The sequence below is a fragment of the Flagellimonas alvinocaridis genome (assembly GCF_965248585.1).
Taxonomy (GTDB): domain Bacteria; phylum Bacteroidota; class Bacteroidia; order Flavobacteriales; family Flavobacteriaceae; genus Flagellimonas; species Flagellimonas alvinocaridis.
Genome location: NZ_OZ252111.1, coordinates 941,539 through 965,431 on the forward strand (window position 1 = coordinate 941,539; position 23,893 = coordinate 965,431).

Sequence of the window (23,893 nt, forward strand, 5' to 3'; positions counted from 1 at the left end):
TTAAAAAAACAGGTTATGTCCAAAATCAAGAATATTGCAATCATTGCCCACGTAGACCACGGCAAGACCACCTTGGTTGATAAAATTATGTACCACTGCCAGTTGTTTCGGGATAACGAGAACAAGGGCGATTTAATTTTGGACAACAATGACCTGGAGCGGGAGCGTGGTATCACCATTGTTTCCAAGAATGTTTCCGTTCAATATAAAGACACCAAAATCAATATCATAGATACTCCTGGTCACGCCGATTTCGGTGGAGAGGTGGAGCGTGTCCTCAATATGGCAGATGGGGTATTGTTGCTGGTGGATGCCTTTGAAGGACCCATGCCGCAGACCCGTTTTGTACTCCAAAAAGCCATTGACCTTGGATTGAAGCCCTGCGTGGTTGTCAACAAGGTGGATAAGGAAAACTGTACGCCTGAGGAAGTACACGAAAAGGTATTTGACCTTATGTTTGAATTGGGTGCCGAGGAATGGCAATTGGATTTTCCAGTGGTATATGGTTCAGCCAAGAACAATTGGATGAGCACCGATTGGCAGAAACCTACAGATAGCATTGAGCCACTTTTGGACATGGTGGTTGAACATATCCCGGAATTTAAACCAGAACAAGGCTCTACGCAATTGTTGATTACTTCTTTGGATTTTTCCTCCTTTACTGGACGAATCGCCATTGGTAGATTACAGCGTGGTACTTTAAAGGAAGGACAACAGATTTCTTTGGTGAAGCGGGATGGCAGCATTGTAAAGACCCGTATCAAAGAACTGTTCACCTTTGAAGGTTTGGGCAGACAAAAAGTTTCGGAAGTAACTGCTGGCGATATTTGTGCCATTGTAGGTATGGAAGGTTTTGAAATAGGGGATACCGTAGCGGATTTTGAGAATCCTGAAAAGTTGAAGACCATCGCTATTGATGAACCAACCATGAGTATGTTGTTCACCATCAATGACAGTCCATTTTTTGGAAAGGATGGAAAATTTGTTACCTCAAGGCATATCAAGGAAAGATTGGAAAAGGAGTTGGAGAAAAACTTGGCCCTAAGGGTACAAGAAACCAACAGTGCTGATAAATTCATGGTATTTGGCCGTGGGGTATTGCACCTTTCCGTTTTGATCGAGACCATGCGTAGGGAAGGATATGAACTTCAAATTGGACAACCGCAGGTAATCATCAAGGAAGTGGATGGGATAAAATGTGAGCCTGTGGAGCACCTTACCATTGATTTGCCGGAAGAGGTTTCCGGAAAGGCCGTGGAAATGGTTTCCATTAGAAAAGGAGAAATGATCAGTATGGAGGCCAAAGGTTCTCGAATGATCTGTGAGTTCATGATTCCTTCTAGGGGGATTATTGGATTGCGAAACCAATTATTGACTGCCACTGCCGGTGAAGCCATTATGGCCCACCGATTTAAGGAATACCAACCCTTGAAAGGAGACATTGCACAGCGATTGAACGGTTCCTTGATTTCCATGGAAAATGGAACGGCAATTCCTTATTCCATTGATAAATTACAGGAAAGGGGTAAGTTTTTTATTGATCCGGGAGAGGAAATTTATGAAGGTCAGGTGATTGGTGAAAACTCTAGGGGAGACGATATGGCTATAAACGTAACCAAGACCAAGAAACTTTCCAATGTTCGTTCTGCTGGTGCAGATGATAAGGCCAAGATTGTACCCGCTATTAAATTTTCGTTGGAAGAGGCCTTGGAATACATCCAAAAAGATGAGTATGTTGAGGTAACTCCTAACCATATTAGACTTCGAAAGATTTATCTAAAGGAAGTAGATCGTAAGCGTAACAAGGTAGAATAGGAGCTGTTTAGGTTTTTGACTCCAAGTTTATTAAGCTAGGACGACTTATCTGTTTTGGTACTTTGGTATTGTTATTTGTTGTTCTCGACTAGGCTTGAACTGACAATGGTCCTGTATCCAAAATTGTTTTTGTACTTGGATTTGTTGTTGTGTTTAAACATCAATGTAAATGCCCATGATGTTGTTCCCGTAAACAACCTACGGCAGCCCCAATAATACCAGCATGGTTCATAAGTTCCGCTTTTACCACTTTGGTTTCAATATCGATGAGATGTTTAAACTGATCCCAGTCTTTTGATGTGCCTCCACCAACAATTATCAAGTCAGGATTAACAATCAATTCCACCAAATTCAGGAATTTGTTGAAACGCTTGCCCCATTTTTTATAGCTAAGGCCCTCACGTTCCTTAGCAGAGGCGGCAGCCCATTTTTCAATCTTCTTATATTTCTTATAAGGAATCTGCCCCAATTCAAAGTTGGGGAGAAGAATACCATTATAGAAAGCACCGCTTCCCAATCCGGTACCAATGGTAATCATGATCACAAGGCCATCCTGTCCCTTTCCGGCACCGTAGTTCATGGAAGCATAACCAGCGGCATCGGCATCGTTCAATACGGTGACCTCATGTCCGGTGGCTTCGGTAAATAGTTCATCGATGTTCACACCAACCCAACTGGGATCAAGATTTCCAGGAGAAATACAAACTCCGTTTTTTACAATGGTAGGGAAACCACATCCAACAGGGCCACTATAATTAAAGTGGTCCACAATTTCAGCCACTACCTTGGCCATTTCTTGCGGTTTTCGGGATTTAGGAGTGGGAATTCGATGTCGTTCGGTTAACATTTCGCCAGTTTCGGCATTGACCAAAGCTCCTTTAATGCCCGATCCACCGATGTCGATACCAAGAATTTCCATAAATGGAAGGAATTTTTGTTTAGGCAAAAGAAACAAAAAAACTTTTGGTGGTCAAAGTTTTGGTGGCAAACTATACACAATGATCGTCATTTACCACTTCTTTCTGACATTTTTTGGCGTTTATATGACTGCTGATATGTACTAAACTGCTTTTTGGATGACTTCAAAGACCTTGCTGCCATCACATTTTAAAGTTTTATGAGGGTATTTTAAAATTAAAGCATAGTCATGGGTTGCCATGATGATCGTACGTCCATTTTGATTGATTTCCTGAAGAACCTTCATTACTTCTACACTGGTCTGCGGATCCAGATTTCCCGTTGGCTCATCGGCAAGAATAAGCTCAGGGTCGTTCAAAAGGGCGCGGGCAATGGCAATACGTTGTTGTTCTCCTCCAGAAAGTTCATGCGGATATTTAAAACCTTTGGTCTTCATGCCCACCTTGTCCAGAACTTCTTCTATTTTGGAATTCATTTTTGACGGGTCGGTCCAACCGGTAGCCTTGAGTACAAAAAGAAGATTGTTGTTCACATTGCGATCGGGGAGCAGCTTAAAATCCTGAAAAACAATACCCAGTTTTCTTCGAAGAAAAGGGATTTCTTTTTCTTGAAGTTTTCTTAGGTCAAAATCTACTACATTGCCAGACCCTTGTTTTAGGGGAATATCGGCATATAGCGTTTTCATAAAACTACTTTTACCGCTACCGGTTTTTCCAATGACATATACAAACTCCCCCTTTTTTACTTCAAGATCAATATCCTTCAGTACAAGGTTCTCATTTTGGAATACGGCTACGTCCTCTAATTTTACAATGGTTTCAGGCATAATATATCTTCAGGAAACAATACAAAAGTATTTGAATTTACTGTAATAGTATCAAAATAAATCGTTAATGCAAGTTTTGATGGGTCTACCGTATTATTGTTTCCAGATTTTGGTGTTCAGGTTTAAATCCTCGACAATGTCCATGGCTGCGGTAATATCTTCATAGAAAACCTCAATGGCATTTGAGGTGGTTAAGTTCTTGCTTTCGTTCAAGCTAAAAAAGCCGTAGGGATGATGTACTCCCATGTACAGCTTATTTTCTTTAAATGAAAGCATGATCGGTCTGTTCACCTTTCTTTTTAGGCTGGTTATTCGCTCCATTAGGGAAAGGGTCAAAATATAGCGTGCCTCCACCTGATCGGTACTGTAGACCACAAACTCTTTTTCAAACTCAGGATTTTCAAGGCTTACCAATGGGTCTCGGTTCAGGTTCAATTGTTGGATGGTCTTGGCGAGGTACCCCACTCTTTTTTCAAGCTGATCGGGAAGGACAATGGTGGTGCCATTGAATTTTTTGTTGAAGTCCATGATGGCAAACATGCCTAGGAAACTGCTTCCGGTCTGTTCAATGCTATGCTTTTTTGAAAGCCATGGTCTTAGATAGGTGGAGAACAACAAAAAATGGGTGAAAAAGGGAATGTACATAAGATAGGAACCGTAAAGACTTTGATTGAGGATTTTTACATCACCCATCTTTATGGAAGCGTCTCCTATTTTTCCTGATAAGAGGCCAAAGTTGAGATTGTGGACTTTAGGTCGTGTGTTATGTTTTGGTGAATTGACCTGGAGATAGCTTGGGATGAGTTTACTGGCCTCTATTTCCTTGGAGGTGATCTGTAGGTTTTCATTGAATGCAAACTCAGGAGCTGTTTTCTTGAGAAGGGTTTTTAGAATTTCCCTTTCTGCCCCTTTATACTTGTTTTTCAGGTTTTGTGATGCTGTCAAGAACACAAAAAATGGAATCCAGTACAGCACCATGAAGGTTTGGAAGGAAAACCATGAATTGGCCTCGGAAAGCTTGCTCATCCATTTGAGATAACTGGTACTGTTGGCATACATGAAGATGGGCAAGGAGGTAAATCCCAGAAGAATGATGACAATGAACAAAGCACTTCCGATTTTGAAGAATCGATAGCGCTTTCTCACTTTTTCTGCTTTTTTCAGCAAGGGGAGGAGTTCTCTTTTTAGGGTTGTAAGATCCATCATCCCAAACTATTGTTCAAAGGATATTGTTGGGGGTTCCGCTTCCATGGGGTCGATGATGAAAAAGGTTTTTGGGGAATACCCCATGATTTTGCCCACAAGATTGGAAGGAAACATTTCCAAGGCATTGTTAAAGGAGTTTACAGCTGCATTATAAGCCCTTCTTGCGGCAGAGAGCTGTTCTTCCACTTCGTTCAGGCTGGATTGGAGTAGCAAGAAGTTTTCACTCGATTTTAGGTCAGGGTATGCTTCAACAGCAATGTGTAGCTTCCCTAGCATTTGATTCAATTGGCTTTCCAGGTTAATTCGTTCTTCGTTGGTAAGATTTTGATTCATGATTTTTTCTCGCAGTTTGGTGATTTCGGATAGGGTTTCACGCTCATGGACCATATAGCCCTTTACTGTTTTTACCAGTTGGGGAATCAAGTCTGTCCGTTTTTTCAACATGACATCTATACTGCTAAAAGCTTCATGGACCTTGTTCTTTTTGGCAATTAAATTGTTGAACAGGAAAATGATTAGAGAAAGAAATGCAATGAAAAGAATGATGGCATAGATCATGGCTTAGTGATTGAATTAAAAATTAATAATAAAAATGTGTCCGGTCAGGGCGATAGAGGTTGTTGCCCATGATCAAAACGGTGAGATTGAAGTGTGAAATAAAAATGTCATGGATTGTCCTTGAATTTGGACAAGATGTTGATGACATTGTTATTTTTGAGGTTAGAAAAGCTCTAGAGGTGATCGAGCCTTAAAATCAAAAGTAGCAATTCTTGAAAAATAGCCAAGGAATACCAATGCAAATTCGACATATTACGATCTAAATATACTTTGGCTCAAATTTTGACGTTATGGTAAAAGTTAGTCGAGAACAGCGTAGAACACTATGAATCGAAAAAACCTCCTCCTTATTCCCATGGTATTGGGAACTTTTTTTGTGCTTTCGGCACAGGAAACCAAAGTATATACCCACGAAAACAAAGCATACCAAGATGCTTTGGCACTCTACAACAACCAACAGTACCAAGCGGCACAGACCATTTTTGAAACGGTAAAGGCCAGCACCAAGGACCAAGAGACCGAGGCCAACAGCGCGTACTACGCTGCCAATGCCGCCATCCGGTTGAACCAGCGCGGAGCCGATAAAATGATGGAGGATTTTGTGGAGCGCTATCCCACCTCCACCAAACGGAATTCCGCATTTTTGGATGTGGCCGATTACTATTTTGAGACCGGGAAATATCCCTACGCATTAAAATGGTACAAGAAAGTGGATGAATCTGCAATGGCCTATTCAGATAAGGAGCGGTTCAATTTCAATAACGGATATGCCCTCTATGCTTCCAAAAGACCTGAAGAGGCCGAACGCTATTTGAACAAGGTGAGCACCTCCCAAAAATATGGATCACAAGCCAAATACTATCTAGGCTACATCGCCTATGAACAAGATGATTATGATCAGGCCAGTGCACGCTTCGACCAGATTACCGATCAGGAGGTACTAAGCGAAAAGTTATCGTATTACCAAGCGGACCTCAATTTTAAATTGGGGAAATTCGAGGAAGCCATTGCCATGGCTAAAAAACAATTGCCCAAGTCCAACCGGCAAGAAGTTTCGGAACTCAACAAGATCATAGGGGAAAGCTATTTTAACCTAAAACAGTATGCCGAAGCCATTCCCTATTTGGAAGAATATAAAGGCAAGCGGGGAAAATGGAGCAACACGGATTACTATCTGTTGGGTTACAGTCATTACAAGCAAGGTGACTATGAAAATGCCATTCAACAGTTCAATAAAATTATAGGGGGCAACAACAACGTGTCGCAGAACGCTTATTATCACTTAGCGGAATGCTACCTGAAGCTGGACAAAAAATCGGAGGCCCTCAATGCCTTTCGGAATGCTTCCCAGATGGACTTCAGTCCGGAAATCCAAAAAGATGCTTTTCTCAACTACGCACGACTCAGTTATGAAGTTGGAAATGCCTACGAACCCGTTCCACAAGTATTGACCTCTTATCTTGAAAAATATCCGAAGGATAAGTACCAATTGGAAATTCAAGAGCTTTTGGTGGATTCGTACATCACATCCAAAAATTTTGAAGGAGCGATGCAACTGTTGGAGGAGAATAAAAACTATGCGAGTAAGGAGACCTACCAAAAGGTGGCCTTTTATCGTGGAGTGGAACTTTTTATTGATGGGGATTACCAAGCCGCTTCGGAACGATTTTCCAAGTCGTTGAAGAGTGCAGAAAACAAGGGATTTGAAGCTAGGGCCCTTTACTGGAAAGCGGAATCGGCCTATAGATTGGACCGTTTTGAGGAAGCCTTAGTGGATTTTGTTAAACTGCAAGGGTTGCCAGCGGCCAAATCCATGCCAGAATCTCAAGAACTCGATTACAATCTAGGATATTGTTATTTTAAGTTGAAGGATTACAACAATGCTATAGCCTATTTCAAAAATGTAGTCAATTCCACTACCCTTGATGACCAACGGAAGAACGACGGCTATTTGCGATTGGGGGACAGCTATTTTGTGACCAGCAAATACCAATTGGCCATGAAGGCCTATGATGAATCCTCTAAAATGAATGGCCCGGAACGGGATTATGCCGCTTTTCAAAAAACACTCAGTAGTGGATTTTTAGGAGACAATTCGGCCAAAATTGAAGGCTTGAACGAATTTTTGACCCGATATCCAACATCTACTTTGCGCGATGATGCCCTTTTTGAATTGGGGAATTCATACGTTAAAAATGGCCAGGAAAGCGAAGGGTTGAGAACCTATGACCGATTGGTGGCAGAATATTCACAGAGCAAGTTTGCTCCTCGGGGAATGTTGAGGCAGGGATTGGTACACTACAATGCCAGTAGGAACCAACAGGCATTGGACAAGCTCAAGGAAGTGGTCCAGAAGTATCCCAACACCCCAGAGGCCAAACAGGCGGTGGCCACGGCCAAATTGGTTTATGTGGATGAAGGAAGGGTAAGTGAGTATGCCGCTTGGGCCCGAAATCTGGATTTCGTGGAAGTTACCGATGCCGAACTGGACAATGCCAGTTTTGAATCGGCCGACCGAAAATATGTGGAAGGAAAGACGGATGCCGCAATTAGAGGGTATGAAGATTATCTAAAGGAATTTCCCAATGGTCTCCATGCCCAAAACGCCAATTTTTCATTGGCCCAATTGTACTTCTCCAAAGGAGAAAAGGATAAGGCCCTGCCCAAATATCAGGCGGTGGCCAGTAGTGGAAATGGCGAATATACGGAGCAGGCCCTTACCCGTGTATGTGAAATCTATGTAGAAAAACAGGATTACAAAAGCGCCATCCCCTATTTAAAACAGTTGGAAAGTAGTGCGGACATTGTGGAAAACCGAACCTTTGCACAATCCAATTTAATGAAAGGGTATTATGGACAAGAGGATTACCGTCAGACCATCGCCTACGCTGAGAAAGTACTGAAAGCACCCAAAATTGATGACCGCATCAAGAGCGATGCCCAAATCATGATAGCACGTTCAGCTATTGCAACAAACAATGAGGCCCTGGCCAAGACCGCTTATCAGGATGTGAAGAAAATTGCTACGGGTGAGTTGGCGGCCGAAGCTTGGTATTACGATGCCTACTTCAAAAACCAAGAGCAGGATTTTGAAGGGTCAAATGTAGCCGTTCAGAAATTGGCAAAGGATTATTCCGGATACAAGGAGTGGGGCGGAAAAGGGTTGGTGATCATGGCCAAAAACTTCTACAACTTGGGTGATGCCTTTCAAGCTACCTATATTTTGGAAAGTGTAATCTCCAACTTTGCCGAGTTTGATGACATCGTGGCCGAAGCCAAAGGGGAGCTCACCGTGATCAAGGCCAAACAGGCCGAAAGCAATTCTTCAGTAGATCCCAACGGAAACTAAATCCAGACCAGCATGCAAAAGAGAATCTATATATTTTCACTGATATTTTTGAGCCTTTGTGGAATCGTTGTCGCCCAAGAAACCGATGACATTGGTACGGAAACGGTAACGGTGGTAAAACCGTATTCCCCCACCGTTTCGGATGCCTTCAAAATAAAGTCGGCACCCAACCTCAATGATTCCATAGTACTGCAAAAGAAAAAAATCGATTACAGTATTTTTTCAGTCCCTGTGGCCTCAACCTTTACCCCGGCCAAAGGAAAAGCCTCTGGAGTGGAAAGAACCCCTGCGCCGACTTTGTACAATTCCTATGCCTCGGTGGGGTTGGGCAATTACAATAATGCCTTGGTGGATGTATATACCAGCAGGGAATTTAATCGGGGAGAGGATTTGTTGGATTTTGGGCTCTCACATCACTCATCTCGTGGGGATTTGGATTCAACCCCTTTGGAAACCGATTTTTACAATACCAAATTGAATGCCTCTTACGCTAAAAAGGACCGGTATATGGATTGGGGTGCCAGCATTGGGCTGCAACATCAATTGTACAACTGGTACGGTATTGAAAACGGTGCGTTTGACGAAGCAACGGTGGCCGCCATGGATGAGCAACAAAATTATTTTAATGCTGAGGCCAAAGCCCACCTCAATATGGAGGACTCATTCTTTAAAACTGGGAATGTTTTGTTGAGGCGTTTTTGGGATGCCACAGAGTCTGGTGAAAATCGTGTGGTCGTCAATCCTACTTTGGAATTGCCCATTACCGAAGAATTGGTGACGATTGGGGCCAAAGTAGACTTTGTGAACGGGAATTTTAAGAATGCCTCCCTGAACAATACGGCCAATGACGGCGAAATCAACTACAGTCAATTTCAAGCAGGGGTCACACCCAGCCTTTTGATTTTAAGGGATGACCTTACCGTGAACCTCGGGGCCAGTTTTGTATATGGATTGGATACGGAGAACAGCGACAGTAATTTCTATATCTACCCTGCGGTTACTGCTTCCTATAGACTATTGGATGAAACTGTGATTGCTTATGGTGGTATTGAAGGAGAGTTAAAACAGAATTCCTATCACGATTTTGTAATGGATAACCCCTATGTGTCACCCACATTGAATGTGATGCCCACCGATAGGCAATATGAAGGTTATCTGGGGCTCAAAGGACAGTTGACCTCTAATATCGGGTACAATATAAAAGGGTCTTACACCGCTGAAAATATGAGACCACTCTTTTTCTTAAACCCTGAGAATCTGTTTCGGGATGATGAGAAAAGCTACTACTACGGCAATTCCTTCCAGGTTTTTTATGATGATGTAAAAACCTTGGGTGTTTTCGGAGAATTGAACGTGGATGTCAACCGAAACTTTAGCTTGGGCGTCAATGCGGAATTTTACGATTATGATACCGAAACGGATAACCCCGCTTGGAACTTGCCCACCATTAAGGGATCATTGTTCATGGATTACCAAATTAATGATCAATGGTATTTTGGGGCCAATTTGTTCTATGTGGGCGAGCGTGATGATTTGGTGTCACAGGCTACGGTGGGAGCCGAGCCATTTGAGTTTCCCTCTACCGTTGTAACCTTGGATAGCTTTTTTGATGCCAATGCCCATGCTGGGTATCACATTAATGAACAACTTTCGGTTTTCGTAAAAGCATCCAATATTGCCAACAGTGATTACCAACGTTGGGCCAATTTTAGGGTACAAGGCTTTCAGGCTTTGGCAGGAGTATCCTATAAGTTTGACTTCTAATTTGTAAGTAAATACGCAATAATTTGTTAAAAATGGCGTTTAAAACCTTGCGCCAGTCCTAAAAGTATAAAAATGATTGGTTGCTCCAATTTAATTGGAAAACCATGTCACTGCGATTCATTCACATACTGTTGTTTGTAAGCTTTATGCTGATTTTTTCTTCGGCAAGAGCACAGAATTTGGTACGTAATGGGGGGTTTGAGGATTACTCGACCTGCCCCATCAAAATGAGTAACTTAAACAGGGATGCAGAGCATTGGAGCGCCCCTACCTTGGGCACCACGGATTATTTCAACGAATGTAGCCGGACCAAATTGGGCATTCCCATGAACTTCAAAGGAAAACAAGAAGCTTTTGAAGGCACGGCCTATGCAGGAATGTACCTTTATGCCCCAAAAGATTACAGGGAGTACATTCAAGTACCCCTGTTCGAAACTTTACAAAAAGGACACAGATACCGATTGCAATTGGTAATGAGTCTTTCCGAAAAATCCGATGGCGCTGTTAAGGATATGGGTGCTGTATTTTCAGAAAAACCTTTGTCGATTCACACTAAAAGACAGCTTTCCCATAAGGCGCTGACATCTCAGATTATTCAGACCACACACATTAAACAGTTTTCTTCAGACAGTTTTTATGATGACAAGCAAAGCTGGATAGAACTCAGTATGGATATCGTGGCCAAAGGATTTGAAACCCATCTCATCTTGGGAAATTTTATGAGCAATGCCGCTACACATTATCTGGATTTCAAAAACGACGACCCCAATGCAGAAGGCTATGCTTATTACTACTTGGACGATATTTCGCTAACGTATCTTGGTCCCGAATACCAACCCAATGAAGTCTATGTATTGGACCATGTCAATTTTAATTTTGACCGTTTTGATTTACAGCCCAAGGCGAAACAGAGTCTTCAAGATGTATTTGAATACCTGAAAAAGCACCCTAACCTGAAAGTGTCAATCAGCGGACATACAGACGATTTAGGCTCCGATTCTTATAACGATGTTCTTTCCAAGGAAAGGGCCAGCAGTGTGGCCAAATACCTTATGGGATTGGGTCTCAATAAGAACCGTATCTCCTACAAGGGGTATGGGGATAAGATCCCATTGGACACTTCCTTAACCGACAAGGCCCGGAGAAAAAATCGCAGGGTAGAATTTGTGATGACCGAGTTTGTGGATGAGTAACCCTTGAATATTCCCTACATTTTCTATTTTTGGAGGAAACCGTCCGTTCCATGAAAAAGTATACCCTCCTATTCTCAATAGGTTTCTTTTTGGCCTGTAACCCAAAAGAGGAAGTAGACCTGATTGTCCATAACGCCAATATTTATACCGTTGATGGCGATTTTTCCAAAGCCAGTTATATGGCCATCAAAGATGGAAAGTTTGTTGCCGTTACCGAAACAGAGGAAATCTATCAAAAATATACCGCCAAGGTAGAGCTGGATGCCAAAGGCAAGACCATTGTTCCCGGTTTTATAGATGCCCATTGCCATTTTTATGCATTAGGACTGAACCAACAGGTAGTGGATTTGGTGGGTACCACCAGTTTTGAAGAGATTTTGGATAAGGTTATGGCCTTTCAGAAAGAACGTCCTTCCGATTTTATTTTTGGAAGGGGGTGGGACCAAAATGATTGGGAGGTGAAGGAGTTTCCTACCAAGGACAAATTGGATGAAATGTTTCCGGATACGCCAGTTGTACTGCGCAGAATCGATGGACATGCGATTTTGGTCAACCAAAAAACATTGGATTTGGCCGGGATCACTTTGGAAACCAAGGCCGTAGGAGGCGATATCATTAAAAAGGATGGAAAACTGACAGGTATTTTGGTGGATGGCCCTATGGGAATGGTCGATGCCATTACGCCTCAACCTGATAGAAAAACCCAAATCCAAGCGTTAAAGGACGCCGAAAGATTATGCTTTGGGTATGGGCTTACCACGGTGGATGATGCTGGATTGAGTCGAGGAACTATTGAACTCATTGATAGTCTGCAACAAGTTGGAGATTTGTCCATTCGGGTATACGCCATGGTGAGCAGTTCTCCAGACAACTTGGATTATTTCCTGAACAAGGGAATCATTAAAACTGACAATTTAAATGTACGCTCCGTAAAAGTATACGGAGATGGTGCTTTGGGCTCAAGGGGCGCGGCGTTAAGGGAGCCCTATTCCGATCAGCCCGGCCATTACGGCGCTATGGTTACACCAGTAGATCAAATTGGGGCTCTGGCAGAGCGTATTGCGGCATCGGATTATCAAATGAATACCCATGCCATTGGGGATTCGGCCAATGTAGTTGTGTTGCGAGCCTATGAAAAAGCCTTGGAAGGAAAACCGAATCGCCGTTGGAAGGTAGAACATGCACAGGTCATTTCACCAGCAGATTTTGATTATTTTTCAAATGGGATCATTCCTTCTATTCAACCCACCCATGCTACCAGCGATATGTATTGGGCCGAAGACCGTTTGGGGTCAGATCGCGTAAAAGGGGCCTATGCTTTCAAAGAACTATTGGACAAGGCAGGGACTGTGGCATTGGGAACCGATTTTCCCGTGGAGCAAGTGAGTCCGTTCCTAACATTTTACGCTGCGGTGGCTCGTAAAGACGTAAATAACTATCCTGAAGGAGGCTATCAAATGGAAAATGCCCTGTCAAGGGAAGAAACCTTAAAAGGAATGACGATTTGGGCGGCCCATTCCAACTTTGAGGAGCAAGAAAAAGGCAGTATAGAACCTGGTAAGTTTGCCGATTTCGTGATTTTAAGTGAAGACATCATGAGTGTTCCCATAGAAAACGTTCCAAATATGGAAGCGGAACAGGTTTTTGTTGGAGGAGTTCAAGTAAAATAAAAAAGGAGGCTTATGCCTCCTTTTTCTTTTTCATAGCAATAATTTTTTAGAAACTGATGGGCAAGAAAACACGAGTGGTTCCCCATCCCATGACCATGTCACCTTCATCTTCAAAAGCAATGGAAAAAGCGTCCAATTCTTCCTCATCACTACCCGCTTTGGCGGTAACCCTTGCAACGTCCGCGGCACTATCATATGAATAAGCACCCCATTGGTTCAAGTTGCTGTTTAGGATAACCGTCCATTCATTGTCACCTGGTATGGTAAAAAGAGAATAGGTCCCAGCCTTAATCGTTTTCCCACCAACATTGGCATCCTTGTAAAAAATGATTTCAGCACACTCATTGGCTCCAGTCCTCCATACCTTGCCGGCAGGGGCAAGCTCAGAAATACTACGTCCCTTTAGTTGGGGACGGCTGTAAATGACCTTTACGGCCTTGTCAGATTCCCTATAGCTAGTGGGGTAGGTGGCAATATCGGCAGGACTTTTATCCAGCCCGCTAAATTTTTGTGCAGTGGCTTCTGAAGTGAATACCAATGCCAAGGTTAAAAAAGTAAATAAGAATACATTTTTCATGATTGTGATTTTAGTTGTTTTCAAAACTAGGGTGTAAAAACATGGTGTTTTTATAAAGAGACGTTAAAATTTAGGAACCTTACAATGTGCTCAATATTTTAATCATATTCCTAGATATAGTTTCATTTGGTTATTTTTTATCGATATAATATTATTAATTGAAATTGAAATACATTTATTAGTTTTATTTAAGAACTTCAATGGTCATCTTTGCATAGAAATTGTTACTAATATTCGATTTATGTGTGGAATTGTATGCGCATTTGATGTGAAGGAAAGTACGGAAGTACTTAGACCCCAATTATTGGAGATGTCTAAAAAAGTAAGGCACAGAGGGCCGGATTGGAGCGGAATTTATGCCGATGATAAAGCAATTTTGGCTCATGAACGTTTGGCCATTGTAGACCCGGCTTCGGGGAAACAACCTCTGTTCAGTGCCGATGGTAAATTGGTGTTAGCCGCCAACGGTGAAATATATAACCATAGGGAACTCAGAAAGCAGTTTGAAGGAGAGTATGAGTTCAAGACCCAATCCGACTGTGAGGTCATTTTGGCACTCTATCAGAAAAAAGGAGTGGATTTCATTGATGAAATGAACGGCATCTTTGGTTTTGCCATTTATGATAGTGAGAAAGATGAATATTTCATCGCTAGAGACCATATGGGGATTATCCCTCTGTATATTGGATGGGACAAGAACGGGACCTTTTATGTGGCCTCGGAATTGAAGGCCTTGGAAGGAACCTGTTCCAAAATAGAACTTTTTCCTCCAGGTCATTATCTGCACAGTTCTGATGGAGAATTTAAAAGATGGTACAAGCGGGATTGGATGGAGTACGAGGCCGTCAAGGAAAACGAGACCAGCATTGCAGAGGTGAAAAAGGCTTTGGAAGACGCTGTGCACCGTCAGTTAATGTCCGATGTGCCCTACGGAGTTTTATTGTCCGGTGGATTGGATTCCTCGGTTACTTCGGCCATTGCCAAAAGATATTCCCAAAAACGTATTGAGTCCGGAGATACTACCGATGCTTGGTGGCCGCAACTACATTCTTTTTCGGTAGGATTGGAAGGTTCACCGGATTTGGCTGCAGCCCAAAAGGTGGCAGAACATATCGGGACCATACACCACGAGATAAAGTTTACCATTCAGGAAGGATTGGATGCCATTAAGGATGTGATTTATAACTTGGAAACCTATGATATTACTACTATAAGGGCTTCCACACCGATGTATCTTATGGCTAGGGTAATCAAATCCATGGGAATAAAAATGGTTCTTTCAGGAGAGGGTGCCGATGAGCTTTTTGGAGGCTACTTGTACTTCCACAAGGCACCAAGTCCAAAAGATTTCCATGAGGAGACCGTACGAAAATTGGATAAACTGCATATGTATGATTGTCTTCGTGCCAACAAATCCTTGGCGGCATGGGGCATAGAGGGCAGGGTTCCGTTTTTGGACAAGGAGTTTATGGATGTGGCTATGCGAATCAACCCAAAAGATAAAATGATCAATGGGGAACGTATGGAAAAATGGGTGGTCCGTAAGGCTTTTGAATCCTATTTGCCCGAAAGCGTGGCATGGAGACAAAAAGAGCAGTTTTCGGATGGTGTGGGATACAGCTGGATAGACACTTTGAAGAGTTTGGTACAGGAAGAGGTGAGCGATGAGCAATTGGCCAACGCCCACTTTAAGTTCCCTATCCAAACCCCAACGTCCAAGGAAGAATACTATTACCGTTCCATTTTTGAAAGTCACTTTCCTTCCGATGCAGCAGCGTTGAGCGTGCCACAAGAGCCATCAGTGGCCTGTAGTACCAAGATTGCACTGGAGTGGGATGAAGCCTTCAAAAACATGAATGACCCATCAGGCAGGGCCGTGGCTAACGTTCACACCGATGCCTATGTGAAATAAGATTTTTAAGATTATGTAGAAGGAAGATGTTGTTTTGTTTCATTTTCAATTAGTCGGAAAAGCCCCTTGCACAAGGGGCTTTTTGTTGTTATGTGCTGCGGATACCTCTTCTTCGGCAGCTCGTTGTTTTCCACATTTCTTTGTTGATAACTTAGGGGGTACAATAGCCTTCAATGACCTAATTTATAAGGGTATTCCTTATATTTGTAGGATTTGAAAATTTCAAGGCAAACACAAGAATATATGAGCGAAGAAGCAAATAAAAAACAGTACTCGGCGGATAGTATCCAAGCCCTTGAGGGCATGGAGCACGTACGTATGAGACCTTCCATGTATATTGGCGATGTAGGGGTCAGAGGGTTGCACCATTTGGTATATGAAGTAGTGGACAACTCCATAGATGAGGCCATGGCCGGGTATTGCGATACGATTGATGTAGTCATCAACGAGGACAATTCCATCACTACCAAGGACAACGGTAGGGGTATCCCTGTGGGCTTGCATAAAAAAGAAGGTGTTTCTGCCTTGGAAGTGGTCATGACCAAGATCGGTGCCGGAGGGAAGTTCGACAAGGACTCGTACAAGGTATCCGGGGGTCTTCACGGGGTCGGGGTATCCTGTGTGAACGCACTTTCAAAACATTTAAAGGCAACCGTCTACCGTGAAGGTAAGATTTGGGAGCAGGAATATGAAAGGGGAAAAACGCTATATCCGGTCAAAAGTGTTGGGGATAGCAATGAAACTGGTACCATTGTCACTTTTGTGCCAGATGACACTATCTTCACCCAGACCACGGAGTATAGCTACGAGACCCTATCCAATAGAATGCGTGAGCTGGCCTATCTGAACAAGGGCATCACCATTACATTGACAGATAAACGAAATAAGGACGATAAAGGAGAGTTTATTTCCGAAACCTTCCATTCCGAAGAAGGATTGAAGGAATTCATCAAATTCTTGGATGGCAACCGTGAACCATTGATTCAAAGTGTCATCTCCATGGAAGGAGAGAAAAATGGCATTCCTGTTGAAGTGGCCATGGTCTACAATACAGGGTATACGGAGAACCTACATTCCTACGTGAACAACATCAATACCCATGAAGGAGGTACCCACTTGTCTGGTTTTAGAAGGGGTCTTACCACCACACTAAAGAAATATGCCGATAATTCCGGTATGTTGGACAAGTTGAAGTTTGAAATATCTGGGGACGATTTTAGGGAAGGACTTACGGCCATTGTATCCGTAAAGGTAGCAGAACCCCAATTTGAAGGGCAGACCAAGACCAAACTTGGGAACCGTGAGGTGACCAGTGCCGTTAGTCAGGCCGTTTCTGAAATGTTGACCGATTATCTGGAAGAGCATCCTGAAGATGCCAAACAGATTGTTGAAAAAGTAAAGTTGGCGGCCCAAGCAAGACATGCGGCTGCCAAGGCCCGAGAAATGGTACAGCGCAAAAATCCAATGAGTGTTGGAGGATTGCCTGGAAAGCTTTCAGATTGCTCGGAACAGGACCCAACCAAGTGCGAAGTGTTCTTGGTGGAGGGAGATTCCGCGGGAGGTACAGCCAAGCAAGGTAGGGATAGAAACTTTCAGGCTATTCTGCCGCTTCGTGGTAAAATCCTGAATGTTGAGAAAGCCATGCAACACAAGGTCTTTGAAAATGAGGAGATCAAGAATATTTATACAGCTCTTGGGGTAACCATAGGTACCGAAGAAGACAGCAAGGCATTGAATTTGGATAAACTGCGCTATCATAAAGTTGTCATCATGTGTGATGCCGATGTGGATGGTAGCCATATTGAAACCTTGATTCTTACCTTCTTCTTCCGATACATGCGAGAGTTGATTGAGAGCGGACACGTATACATTGCTACACCGCCATTGTACTTGGTAAAGAAAGGCGCCAAAAGACGCTATGCGTGGAATGACAAGGAAAGGGATCAAATCATTGAGTCCATGAACGGAGGGGCTAGTATCCAACGTTATAAAGGTCTTGGTGAGATGAATGCCGAGCAATTATGGGATACTACCATGAATCCTGAGTTTAGAACCTTACGTCAAGTAAGCATAGACAATGCCACTGAATCTGACCGAATCTTCTCCATGTTGATGGGCGATGAGGTACCTCCAAGGAGGGAATTCATAGAGAAAAATGCCGTCTATGCCAACATAGACGCATAGATAACGACCATTTCACAACAAAAACTCGCCTTTCAGAGGCGAGTTTTTTAGTTTTAGGAAAAATTTTACAAAATGAAAAGAATAATTCTTTTGGTGACATTGTGCAATTTTTCCTTGGCAATGGCCCAATCCAACCTTAACGACATTCTGGCCGCAGGGCTCAACGATGCCGAACGCTTCACAACGGCTTGGTTAAATCCAGTTACCGAGGCTGGAGTTTACAGTATCTCCAACGGATGGTACAATTCGGCAGATGCAAAGCCCTTGGGTGGGTTTGAGATTTCCATAGTTGGAAACCTTACAGGGTTTAAGAACAAAGACGACAAAAAAGCGTTCACTTTGAATACGGCTGACTATGAAAACCTTCAGTTTGATGATGGTAGTACCTCTAAATTGGTGTCAACCGCCTTGGGGGACATTGAAGGGGTAAGGGTTTATGTGGAAGCTGAAATTGCCCCCGGTATAACTGAGCGGGTAGACTTTGAACTGCCATCAGGATTGGCTTCGGAAGATCTCAACTTTGTGCCTTCAGGATACATTCAGGCCAGCGTTGGACTTATTAAAGGAACCGAAGTCAAAGCCCGGTTCTTGCCCAAAATCAATACGGATGATGTAAAAATAGGTCTCTTTGGTTTAGGGATACAACATGACTTTACCAAGCACCTGCCAGCTGATAAGGTGCTTCCCGTTGCTATTTCTGCAGTAATCGGATATACCAATTTAACAGGAGAGTACGATTTTACCGATACCGATGTTATTGATGGTGAGAACCAGCATATAGATGCCAAGTTTAGCTCTTGGAATTTCAGCGCTGTTGCATCTACGCGTTTGCCTGTAATTAATTTCTATGGCGGATTGGGATACATTACCGGAAAATCCGACACGGATGTTTTGGGAACCTATCAAGTGCAGTCGGGACCATTCCAGACCACTTATGAAGATCCGTTCAAAATCAGCAATAAAGTTAGCGGAGTGGTGGCCAATGTCGGCACTAAACTAAAACTAGGCTTTTTTAGACTCAATGCCGATTATAACATAGGGGAATTCAATACCTTCACCTTTGGTGTAAACTTCGGATTTAGATAATCAACATAACATACAACCAACCATTAAAAAGGCCCCAACTTTGTTGGGGCCTTTTATTCTCATATAGGTAGTCTTGCCAATTAATCCCTGGTGGCAAAGACCGAACCGTTTTCCAGGGTTAAAACCTCAGGGTCACTTGTATGTTCTAAACTGACCGTGATGTCGGTAACCTGTGGGTCGCCGTAGATTATGGTGTAGGTGCCATTTTCTTCGGACCATTTAAAATCGGTATAAAAAATCAGTTTGGAGTTGGAATAACTTTGATACCTTCCCAGGTAAACATCATTGAAAATCCATTCTTCACGGGCGGTGCTGGAACCTTTTCCCTCAATTGTTGAAGTTTGTGTTTTGGCCCAGATGCCCAAAATAGGGTCATTGTTCTCTGGGATTCGGCTACAGTTACTTATGGCAACAATGCCTATTATGGACAGCAATGAAAAGAGCTTCTTCATAGGTCAAGTAGGTTAAAACAGATTTTGGGACTATTAGAACGTAGATCTGTAGGAAAGTATTGCATCAAGAGAAGCTGCAAAATTCATTTTAGGGTAAATCTTCGATGAACTGCATATTTTGTTAACAAGTATGCGAAATTTTACGTTTGTGTTACGAGTTGGAGTTTAAGACATTAAAACTGTGGAAAGTCAGTTTTTTTCTGACCTAAATGCCTTATTTTTGAGCGATTAAAATTTAAACCTATAAACATGAAAGTTACCGTAGTTGGAGCAGGCGCAGTGGGAGCAAGCTGTGCGGAGTATATTGCAATGAAGGATTTTGCATCTGAAGTTGTTTTGTTGGATATTAAAGAGGGGTATGCCGAAGGAAAAGCCATGGATTTGATGCAAACGGCGTCGTTGAACGGTTTTGACACAAAAATTACTGGAACCACCAATGATTATTCCAAAACAGCAGGTAGTGATATTGCGGTAATCACCTCTGGAATTCCACGTAAACCTGGAATGACCCGCGAAGAACTTATAGGAATCAATGCAGGAATCGTAAAGACTGTTGCCACAAGCCTTTTGGAGCATTCCCCAAATACCATCATCATTGTGGTAAGTAACCCAATGGATACCATGACCTATTTGGTACACAAGGCTACGGGTCTTCCAAAGAACAGGATTATTGGTATGGGAGGAGCTTTGGACAGTGCCCGTTTCAAGTATAGACTGGCCGAAGCTATGGAAGCGCCAATTTCAGATGTGGATGGTATGGTAATCGGTGGACACAGCGATGTAGGTATGGTACCTTTAATTGGCCATGCTACCAGAAACAGTGTAAAAGTATCGGAGTTCCTTTCTGAAGACAAAATGCAATGGGTCGTGGAAGAAACCAAGGTTGGTGGTGCCACGTTGACCAAGTTGTTGGGAACCAGCGCATGGTATGCCCCGGGAGCCGCTGTTTCCGGATTGGTACAGGCCATAGCTTGCGATCAAAAGAAAATGTACCCATGCTCAACACTTTTGGAAGGAGAATACGGATTGGACGATATCTGTATTGGAGTTCCTGTGCTATTGGGTAAGAACGGAATAGAGAAAATCGTTGAGATAGAGCTCAGCGATGCCGAAAAAGCCAAGATGCAGGAAAGTGCGGAAGGTGTTAAAAAGACCAACGGACTGCTTCAGCTATAATTTAGATCAGGATACCATAAAAAGTGTCATTTTGTGCCAAAAAAGTGGTGAATTTCCCAGAAATGATTCTAGGATTTCGCCTCCGGTTCAAAATGACATTTTTTGTTTTTATGGCGTAACGGTAAAGTAGAATTGCAATTCCATCAATTTCTATTGGCAAATCTTATCGGAAATGATATATTTGCACGCTGTTTAAGAAAACTTCTAAAAATTTAATAATCCATGCAGAATAAAGGACTTATAAGGCTTTTCGCGATCCTTTTTGGCTTGGTGAGTGTCTATCAGCTATCCTTTACTTTTATTACAAGTAAGTTGGAAAAGGATGCTGAGGCTTACGCCGTTAGCCAAATTTCGGAAGCTGAGGAAGATTATGTCGCCAAGCGTGAAGCTTTAGAGGCATCGTATTTGGATTCCATCAGTGACAACACTGTTTTGGGCTTTACCAGCTATGATGATGCCAAGAAAAAAGAGCTGAACAAGGGGTTGGACCTTAAAGGAGGGATCAACGTAACCCTGCAGATTTCCGTAAAGGACATCTTGAAAGGTTTGGCCAACAATACCAAAAACCCGGTTTTCAACAAAGCATTGGCAGATGCCGACAATGCCTCCAAAAATAGTGATGCCACCTATTTGGAGTTATTTTTTGATGCTTTTGATAATATCAAGGGAGATACCAAATTGGCCTCTCCAGATATTTTTGCCAATAAGGGTCTTAGTGAGGATGTCAATTTTCAAATGACCGATGATGAGGTGAAGCCCATCATCAGGAGAAAGATTGATGAATCCATTGTTTCTGCATTTGAAGTACTTCGTGAACGTATAGATGGTTTTGGTGTTACCCAGCCCAACATCCAAAGGGAAGGAAACTCTGGCCGTATTTTGGTGGAATTGCCAGGGGCAAGGGATATAGCCCGTGCACAAGAATTGCTTTCCAGTACCGCACAATTGGAGTTTTGGGAAACGTACTCACAGAGCAACCAGAGCTTGGGAGCCTTTTTGGTAAATGCCAATGAAAGGCTAAAAGAAATCTTGGGGCCAGAGCAAGTAGAAGAGGTAATTTCCAAACCAGAATCTGAAATAGATTCTTTGTTGTCCGATGTGGCACAGGACTCTTTGGATATGGCACCGGAAACCAACCCACTTTTGGGTAAACTTATTCCGGCCAATCCAGGTAGCCATGCCATAGCAAGAGCATTGGTCGCAGATACCGCAGAAATTGGAGGGTATCTGAGAATGCCCCAAATCAAGAGATTGGTGCCGAACGATGTACAGTTTGTGAAATTTCTTTGGGAAAGACCGGCTCAAGACTCTGAAGTAGTTGAGTTGTATGCCCTTAAGTCTAACAGGGATGGTACACCTAGAATCAGTGGGGATGTGGTTTCTGATGCGCAAGATACATTTGATCAGTACAACAAGCCTGCGGTAAGCATGACCATGAATACCAGAGGTGCCAAGGAATGGGAAAAACTAACAGGGGATGCCTATAGCAACCAAACAGGTATTGCCATTGTTCTGGATAATAAAGTATATACGGCTCCCGGGGTTTCAACTGGACCAATTTCAGGGGGACGTTCTGAGATAACAGGAACCTTCACCGTAAACGAAACAAAGGATATTGCCAATGTTTTACGGGCAGGGAAACTTCCTGCATCCGCAGAGATCATTCAATCTGAAGTGGTTGGACCATCTTTGGGGCAAGAAGCCATTGATAGCGGTTTTGCCTCTTTCATGATTGCCATGGCGTTTGTTTTGTTGTGGATGATATTCTACTACGGTAGAGCAGGTGTCTTTGCAGATATCGCCCTAATATTCAATATTCTTTTGATTTTTGGAGTGTTGACAAGCTTGGGAGCGGTACTTACGCTGCCAGGTATTGCGGGTATCGTATTGACCATAGGTATGTCGGTTGATGCGAACGTACTTATTTTTGAAAGGATAAAAGAAGAATTGGCCAGAGGCAAAGGAAAGGCTCAGGCAATTGCCGATGGTTTTGGAAATGCCCTGTCTTCCATTTTGGATGCCAATATCACTACTGGATTGACAGCAATCATTCTCTTTGTTTTCGGTTCAGGACCCATTAAAGGATTTGCTACAACCTTATTGATAGGTATTGTAACATCGTTATTCACAGCCATTTTTGTAACTCGATTGATGATTGAGGCCTATACAGCCAAAAAGGGTCGACGTTTGGATTTCTCTACCGCCATGACCAAAGGTCTTTTCAACAACCTTCATATCGACTTCTTATCGAAAAGAAAGATTGCCTACGTGGTTTCAGGTATTTTGTTGGTTGTGTGTGCCTTCTCCCTGTTCACAACAGGATTGCAGCAAGGAGTGGATTTCATTGGAGGACGGTCATACCAAATCCGTTTCGAAAAAGCAGTCAATCCATCAGAAATTGCCTCTGAGTTGAACGAGGTTTTCGGTAGTGGAACCAATGTGAAAACCTTTGGGGATGCCAACCAGATAAAGGTAACCACCCCTTACAAGGTTGATGAAGAAGGCGTGGAAATTGATAATGAAATTCAGGATAAATTATATACTACTTTACAGAAATATTTGCCGGACGGTACTTCGTTTCAAGATTTTACCGTTGGAGCTTCAGAAAAATCCATTGGAATCATGCAATCCGTAAAGGTTGGGCCTACCATTGCCGATGACATCAAGAAAAATGCCTTCTTGGCTATTTTGGGATCGTTGGCCGTAGTTTTCCTTTATATCTTGTTCCGATTTAGAAAATGGCAGTTTTCATTGGGTGCCGTTGTTGCGGTTTTCCATGATGTAATGATTGTATTGGGAATTTTCTCCTTGACCGGCAGCATTATGCCTTTCAATATGGAGATAGACCAAGCATTCATTGCGGCCATTCTTACCGTAATTGGATATTCCTTGAACGATACTGTGGTAGTATTTGATAGAATCCGGGAGATTGTTGGTCTGAAGGGCTGGAAAGCTGGAGAGAATATCAATGAGGCATTGAACAGCACCTTGAGCCGTACGTTAAATACGTCTTTGACGACCTTGATCGTACTATTGGCCATCTTCATTTTTGGAGGAGAAAGCCTTAGAGGGTTTATGTTTGCCATGATTGTGGGTGTAATTGTGGGTACCTATTCATCCGTGTTCATAGCAACTCCAATTATGTTCGACGCCTTGAAGAAGAAAGTTGCCGCTGCAACGGCAGCCTAGTTAAATAGTTTTAGATTA

Annotated in this window: 16 protein-coding genes; 10 read left to right on the forward strand and 6 right to left on the reverse strand. The window is 42.8% G+C overall.

The genetic code is table 11. From position 1 onward, the window contains the following. Positions 1 to 15 precede the first annotated feature (15 nt). Complete coding sequence (gene typA, locus ACP14V_RS04250; protein ID WP_272609474.1) at positions 16 to 1,815, forward strand: translational GTPase TypA; 1,800 nt, start codon at positions 16 to 18, stop codon at positions 1,813 to 1,815. A gap of 160 nt (positions 1,816 to 1,975) precedes the next feature. Here typA and ppgK read toward each other — a convergent pair whose 3' ends face one another. The 4 genes from ppgK to ACP14V_RS04270 form a co-directional block, all read right to left on the reverse strand. Beyond that, the gene (ppgK, locus tag ACP14V_RS04255; protein ID WP_272609475.1) at positions 1,976 to 2,734 is read right to left on the reverse strand and encodes a polyphosphate--glucose phosphotransferase; all 759 of its coding nucleotides are present in this window, start codon (positions 2,732 to 2,734) and stop codon (positions 1,976 to 1,978) included. 141 nt (positions 2,735 to 2,875) lie between these two features. After that, positions 2,876 to 3,559 carry a cell division ATP-binding protein FtsE gene (locus ACP14V_RS04260; protein WP_272609476.1) on the reverse strand — a complete coding sequence of 228 codons (684 nt, stop codon included), beginning with the start codon at positions 3,557 to 3,559 and terminating at the stop codon, positions 2,876 to 2,878. A 93-nt stretch (positions 3,560 to 3,652) separates the two neighbouring features. Further along, positions 3,653 to 4,765 carry a DUF3137 domain-containing protein gene (locus ACP14V_RS04265; RefSeq protein WP_272609477.1) on the reverse strand — a complete coding sequence of 371 codons (1,113 nt, stop codon included), beginning with the start codon at positions 4,763 to 4,765 and terminating at the stop codon, positions 3,653 to 3,655. 6 nt (positions 4,766 to 4,771) lie between these two features. Continuing rightward, complete coding sequence (locus ACP14V_RS04270; protein WP_272609478.1) at positions 4,772 to 5,323, reverse strand: LemA family protein; 552 nt, start codon at positions 5,321 to 5,323, stop codon at positions 4,772 to 4,774. A 325-nt stretch (positions 5,324 to 5,648) separates the two neighbouring features. Here ACP14V_RS04270 and ACP14V_RS04275 point away from each other — a divergent pair, with 325 nt between their 5' ends. From ACP14V_RS04275 to ACP14V_RS04290, 4 genes are all read left to right on the forward strand, one after another. Further along, the gene (locus ACP14V_RS04275) at positions 5,649 to 8,672 is read left to right on the forward strand and encodes a tetratricopeptide repeat protein (protein ID WP_272609479.1); all 3,024 of its coding nucleotides are present in this window, start codon (positions 5,649 to 5,651) and stop codon (positions 8,670 to 8,672) included. 12 nt (positions 8,673 to 8,684) lie between these two features. Next, positions 8,685 to 10,436 carry a TonB-dependent receptor gene (locus ACP14V_RS04280; RefSeq protein ID WP_272609480.1) on the forward strand — a complete coding sequence of 584 codons (1,752 nt, stop codon included), beginning with the start codon at positions 8,685 to 8,687 and terminating at the stop codon, positions 10,434 to 10,436. A 104-nt stretch (positions 10,437 to 10,540) separates the two neighbouring features. Then, a complete protein-coding gene (locus ACP14V_RS04285; RefSeq protein ID WP_136565709.1) occupies positions 10,541 to 11,629 on the forward strand; it encodes an OmpA family protein in 1,089 nt (362 codons plus the stop codon). Positions 11,630 to 11,679: 50 nt separating this feature from the next. After that, positions 11,680 to 13,299, forward strand: coding sequence for an amidohydrolase (locus ACP14V_RS04290; RefSeq protein WP_272609481.1), 1,620 nt, complete (start codon positions 11,680 to 11,682; stop codon positions 13,297 to 13,299). 46 nt (positions 13,300 to 13,345) lie between these two features. Here the strand turns inward: ACP14V_RS04290 and ACP14V_RS04295 are convergent, their stop codons facing one another. After that, positions 13,346 to 13,876 carry a DUF2911 domain-containing protein gene (locus ACP14V_RS04295; protein WP_272609482.1) on the reverse strand — a complete coding sequence of 177 codons (531 nt, stop codon included), beginning with the start codon at positions 13,874 to 13,876 and terminating at the stop codon, positions 13,346 to 13,348. Between the two features lie 241 nt (positions 13,877 to 14,117). Here ACP14V_RS04295 and asnB point away from each other — a divergent pair, with 241 nt between their 5' ends. The 3 genes from asnB to ACP14V_RS04310 all read left to right on the forward strand — a co-directional run bounded on the left by asnB (position 14,118) and on the right by ACP14V_RS04310 (position 19,058). Next, the gene (gene asnB / locus ACP14V_RS04300; RefSeq protein ID WP_272609483.1) at positions 14,118 to 15,788 is read left to right on the forward strand and encodes an asparagine synthase B; all 1,671 of its coding nucleotides are present in this window, start codon (positions 14,118 to 14,120) and stop codon (positions 15,786 to 15,788) included. 243 nt (positions 15,789 to 16,031) lie between these two features. Continuing rightward, entirely contained in the window at positions 16,032 to 17,972 is a 1,941-nt protein-coding gene (gene gyrB, locus ACP14V_RS04305; protein WP_272609484.1) for a DNA topoisomerase (ATP-hydrolyzing) subunit B, read from the forward strand. Positions 17,973 to 18,044: 72 nt separating this feature from the next. Further along, complete coding sequence (locus ACP14V_RS04310) at positions 18,045 to 19,058, forward strand: DUF6588 family protein (protein WP_272609485.1); 1,014 nt, start codon at positions 18,045 to 18,047, stop codon at positions 19,056 to 19,058. A gap of 80 nt (positions 19,059 to 19,138) precedes the next feature. On the opposite strand, the gene ACP14V_RS04315 is transcribed toward ACP14V_RS04310, so the two are convergent. Beyond that, positions 19,139 to 19,510 (reverse strand): hypothetical protein, encoded by a 372-nt coding sequence (locus ACP14V_RS04315; protein ID WP_136565715.1) that lies wholly within the window; start codon positions 19,508 to 19,510, stop codon positions 19,139 to 19,141. 249 nt (positions 19,511 to 19,759) lie between these two features. Between ACP14V_RS04315 and mdh the strand changes: the two genes are divergently transcribed. Both mdh and secDF read left to right on the forward strand, forming a co-directional pair. Beyond that, complete coding sequence (gene mdh, locus ACP14V_RS04320; protein WP_272609486.1) at positions 19,760 to 20,686, forward strand: malate dehydrogenase; 927 nt, start codon at positions 19,760 to 19,762, stop codon at positions 20,684 to 20,686. Between the two features lie 222 nt (positions 20,687 to 20,908). Then, positions 20,909 to 23,875: a protein translocase subunit SecDF gene (gene secDF, locus ACP14V_RS04325; RefSeq protein WP_424987893.1), complete on the forward strand. Its 2,967-nt coding sequence runs from the start codon at positions 20,909 to 20,911 to the stop codon at positions 23,873 to 23,875. Positions 23,876 to 23,893: the final 18 nt, after the last annotated feature.

Bases quoted from the DNA above. Each gene is read 5' to 3' on its own strand.
- ACP14V_RS04285 (WP_136565709.1), top strand. From the start codon at position 10,541: ATGTCACTGCGATTCATTCACATACTGTTGTTTGTAAGCTTTATGCTG.
- secDF (WP_424987893.1), top strand. From the start codon at position 20,909: ATGCAGAATAAAGGACTTATAAGGCTTTTCGCGATCCTTTTTGGCTTG.
- ACP14V_RS04270 (WP_272609478.1), bottom strand. From the start codon at position 5,323: ATGATCTATGCCATCATTCTTTTCATTGCATTTCTTTCTCTAATCATT.
- ACP14V_RS04275 (WP_272609479.1), top strand. From the start codon at position 5,649: ATGAATCGAAAAAACCTCCTCCTTATTCCCATGGTATTGGGAACTTTT.
- ACP14V_RS04295 (WP_272609482.1), bottom strand. From the start codon at position 13,876: ATGAAAAATGTATTCTTATTTACTTTTTTAACCTTGGCATTGGTATTC.
- asnB (WP_272609483.1), top strand. From the start codon at position 14,118: ATGTGTGGAATTGTATGCGCATTTGATGTGAAGGAAAGTACGGAAGTA.
- mdh (WP_272609486.1), top strand. From the start codon at position 19,760: ATGAAAGTTACCGTAGTTGGAGCAGGCGCAGTGGGAGCAAGCTGTGCG.
- ACP14V_RS04265 (WP_272609477.1), bottom strand. From the start codon at position 4,765: ATGATGGATCTTACAACCCTAAAAAGAGAACTCCTCCCCTTGCTGAAA.
- ppgK (WP_272609475.1), bottom strand. From the start codon at position 2,734: ATGGAAATTCTTGGTATCGACATCGGTGGATCGGGCATTAAAGGAGCT.
- gyrB (WP_272609484.1), top strand. From the start codon at position 16,032: ATGAGCGAAGAAGCAAATAAAAAACAGTACTCGGCGGATAGTATCCAA.
- ACP14V_RS04260 (WP_272609476.1), bottom strand. From the start codon at position 3,559: ATGCCTGAAACCATTGTAAAATTAGAGGACGTAGCCGTATTCCAAAAT.
- ACP14V_RS04315 (WP_136565715.1), bottom strand. From the start codon at position 19,510: ATGAAGAAGCTCTTTTCATTGCTGTCCATAATAGGCATTGTTGCCATA.
- ACP14V_RS04280 (WP_272609480.1), top strand. From the start codon at position 8,685: ATGCAAAAGAGAATCTATATATTTTCACTGATATTTTTGAGCCTTTGT.
- ACP14V_RS04290 (WP_272609481.1), top strand. From the start codon at position 11,680: ATGAAAAAGTATACCCTCCTATTCTCAATAGGTTTCTTTTTGGCCTGT.
- typA (WP_272609474.1), top strand. From the start codon at position 16: ATGTCCAAAATCAAGAATATTGCAATCATTGCCCACGTAGACCACGGC.
- ACP14V_RS04310 (WP_272609485.1), top strand. From the start codon at position 18,045: ATGAAAAGAATAATTCTTTTGGTGACATTGTGCAATTTTTCCTTGGCA.